Origin of the sequence: Leptospira johnsonii (assembly GCF_003112675.1) — a bacterium.
In the GTDB taxonomy this organism is placed as follows: Bacteria; Spirochaetota; Leptospiria; order Leptospirales; family Leptospiraceae; genus Leptospira_B; species Leptospira_B johnsonii.
Window position 1 is genome coordinate 1 of record NZ_BFAY01000016.1, and the last position, 3,089, is coordinate 3,089.

General features: G+C 40.8%; 3 protein-coding genes. All 3 read right to left on the minus strand.

The features are described 5' to 3' along the window. Positions 1–542 precede the first annotated feature (542 nt). On the minus strand, positions 543–1,112 hold the full coding sequence (locus tag LPTSP_RS18985) for an outer membrane protein assembly factor BamD (RefSeq protein ID WP_108930326.1): 570 nt from the start codon (positions 1,110–1,112) through the stop codon (positions 543–545). 1,044 nt (positions 1,113–2,156) lie between these two features. Further along, positions 2,157–2,591, minus strand: coding sequence for a hypothetical protein (locus LPTSP_RS19000; RefSeq protein WP_135354769.1), 435 nt, complete (start codon positions 2,589–2,591; stop codon positions 2,157–2,159). Positions 2,592–2,654: 63 nt separating this feature from the next. Further along, on the minus strand, positions 2,655–3,089 hold a 435-nt coding region (locus LPTSP_RS19230; protein ID WP_217350177.1), incomplete at its 5' end, for a hypothetical protein.

Sequence of the window (3,089 nt, forward strand, 5' to 3'; positions counted from 1 at the left end):
GAATTGCTATGCAAGTCGAGTGACTGAGCCAATGTGCCGTAGGCCAAGCAAGAGTCGCGAAGCGAGCTCGAAGCGCAGCGGCAGAGGCGAAAGTTAGGCGACGTCCGACCCAAACACGGTGCAATCTAAATTACTTTCTAATTTACTACTAGTAACCAGATGCCAAATCGATAAAAGTACTTCTTGTAACGAGTAATTCGCTCCGAATACGCGAAGCATTAGAATCTCTCGCTAAGATCAAATTATATAGATGCAATCCAAATCTAGGCACCAGATCATAACAGGAGCGACCGCGTGGGAATGAATTTAACGCCGGCCCGAATGCGAAAAATATAAAACCTGAAGCCTAAAAACAAAATTTTGTCGGATGTGCGCCTAACGAACTAGTCGCTTCGAAGTCGCCGTGCTGAGCGTCAGCGAAGACGGGAACGAGAATTGCTCTGCAAGTCGAGTTACCGAGGCGATTTGGTGAAACCCGAGCGAGGGTTGCGAAGCACACCCGATGCGAAGCGGAGCGACGCAGTTAGACGCCGTATTGCATGTTAATCAATCAGTGGACCATTACCTTTACTTAGATAATCATTAATCCATCGTATATCCTTTTCAGCTTGAATTCTCATATTGCTAGCTGGATATTTTTTAATGAATTTTTGTAGATCTCGTCTATTCTGATGTAAATCTGTAAAATTATATGATTTCGGAAAGACCGAAAGCATGTAATATTCTGCATCATCAATATATTCAGATTTTGGAAAAAGATTTAGAAGTTGAGTAAGATGCTCGCCGCTATAGCTTGCAAAATCCCCAAAATTATTCGATTTCACTATTCTAAATTTGAATATAGTTCTAAATTGACTGTTTTTTAAATATTCTTCATTTGTTATTTTAATCTTTAATGCAATTTTTGCTATTTCTAAAAGAACAAGATCAGCATTTTCTGCATTCTGATCGGCTTGAAAGAGTTTATCCAAACTAATAATCTTTGATAAGTCTGAATCTTTCCTATTTGCAATAATCTTTTCAATTTCCGCTATTTCAATAGGCAAAATTGATGATGGAAAAATTAAAAATAAACCTAAACATAAAACATTAAGAATTTGCTTCTTTTTCATAAGGAATATTTTGCAATATGGCGTCTAACGACCAAGCCTTGCCGACGTTGGCGAGCTGAGCGGAGCGAAGACAGGCACGAGAATTGCCCTGCAAGTCGAGTGACTGAGCCAATGTGCCGAAGGCCAAGCAAGAGTCGCGAAGCGAGCTCGAAGCGCAGCGGCAGAGGCGAAAGTTAGGCGACGTCCGACCCAAACACGGTGCAATCTAAATTACTTTCTAATTTACTACTAGTAACCAGATGCCAAATCGGTAAAATTACTTCTTGTAACGAACAAATCGCTCCGAATACGCGAAGCATTAAAATCTATCGCTAAAATCAAATTAGGAAGATGCAAATCAACTCTCGGCACCAGAACATAACAGGAGCGGCCGCGTGGAATAAATTTACATCCGGCCCGAATACAAAAAATACCAAACCTGAAGCCTAAAAACAAAACCGTGTCGGATGTTCGCCTAACGAAAGAGCGGCTCCGAAGTTCGGCGCGTGTGTAAGCACTTGGCGCGAGACTTGCTGAGCAAGGCGAGTGACAAAGCCGAATTTGGCGAAGCCTGGAGCGAGGGTTACGAAGTAATCCCCAGCGGAACGGAGCTGCGTAGTTAAGCGAAGTCCCGCCCAAACACGTTGCACTTTTAATATATTCGAAACTAAAGAAAGATCCGAAACAATAAAATTTACGAGCTAAATAATACCCACTCCCCATTTGCGAGATTGGTTAGCCTATAACCATGAGCTACATTCCCTACTCTGGATTTCAAGATGCAATCAAATGCGATGGCACCAGTCATAATGGGGAGCGCAATAAGAATAAAGTCTGCAATGCTCTTTGAAGAAAATTTTAATACTTCCGAGCTACAAAACAAAAAAACAAATCTTTGCGGGATTTCGCTTAACGAAAGAGCGGCTCCGAAGTTCGGCGCGTGCGAAGCACTTGGCACGAGACTTGCCCTACAAGACGAGTGACAAAGCCGAATTTGGCGAAGCCTGGAGCGAGGGTTGCGAAGCAATCCTGAGCGGAACGGAGCTGCGTAGTTAGCCGACGTTTTTACTTTTCGGAACAGGCCGAATGAAAAATTCGATCTTGGATGTAACCTTGATCTTCAAAATATCCTTTCCCGTTAACATCAAGATTTTTTTCCTTAACCCTCTCCAAACGCAAAACTAATTCTTTGCCTTCTTGAAATATCAAAATAATAAATTCAGCTTCGACTTCGACTTTACCATAAGTTTTCAATCCATCGATCGCGCATTTTTTTATGCACTTTTTATAGAATATTTTCTCATCAGCTTCGCGATCATTTCCTTTAAAGTCTAGATTAGCCGCACTTTCTGCACAACCATTCGTACATTCCACATCAGTTCTAACTTTAACAGTAAATTTCGCTAAAATTTTATTTCCTTTGAGTTCCCAATATCCATAACTAATAGGCAATAAGCTACCAGATTCAAACGAATACATGCTTGCAATAGACTTATTCAACAAAAGAATCTCTAAACCTTGAAAATAGAAATAATCTGCCCCCTCCTGAATTTTGTTATCACATTAATCTCTAGTTGAACGAATATTATTAACTGGAAACGGTGGGTTCAATAACCAACCACTTAATCTATCACTCTTAACTTTAAACCAGACCCCTTTTTTTGACTTAATAAGATCGATAATCTCAAATTCTTCAGCATTTCGCACAAGAACGCTTTTAGCATTTGCAATGGGTTTGGATTTAAGTATATACCCTTTCGAAAGATTAATAGTCCAAATTCTATAATCCTTTGCAATGAGAGTTGGGACAAACAATAAACAATAGAGCAATAAGAATAAAGAATTTTTCATCTGAATAATATTATAAAAATGTCGGCTAACGACCGAGCCTTGCCGACGTTGGCGAGCTGAGCAAAGCGAAGACAGGCACGAGAATTGCTCTGCAAGTCGAGTGACTGAGCCAATGTGCCGAAGGCCAAGCGAGAGTCGCGAAGCGAG

Excerpts from the sequence above, each read along its gene's own strand:
- LPTSP_RS18985 (WP_108930326.1), bottom strand. The coding sequence starts at position 1,112 with ATGAAAAAGAAGCAAATTCTTAATGTTTTATGTTTAGGTTTATTTTTA.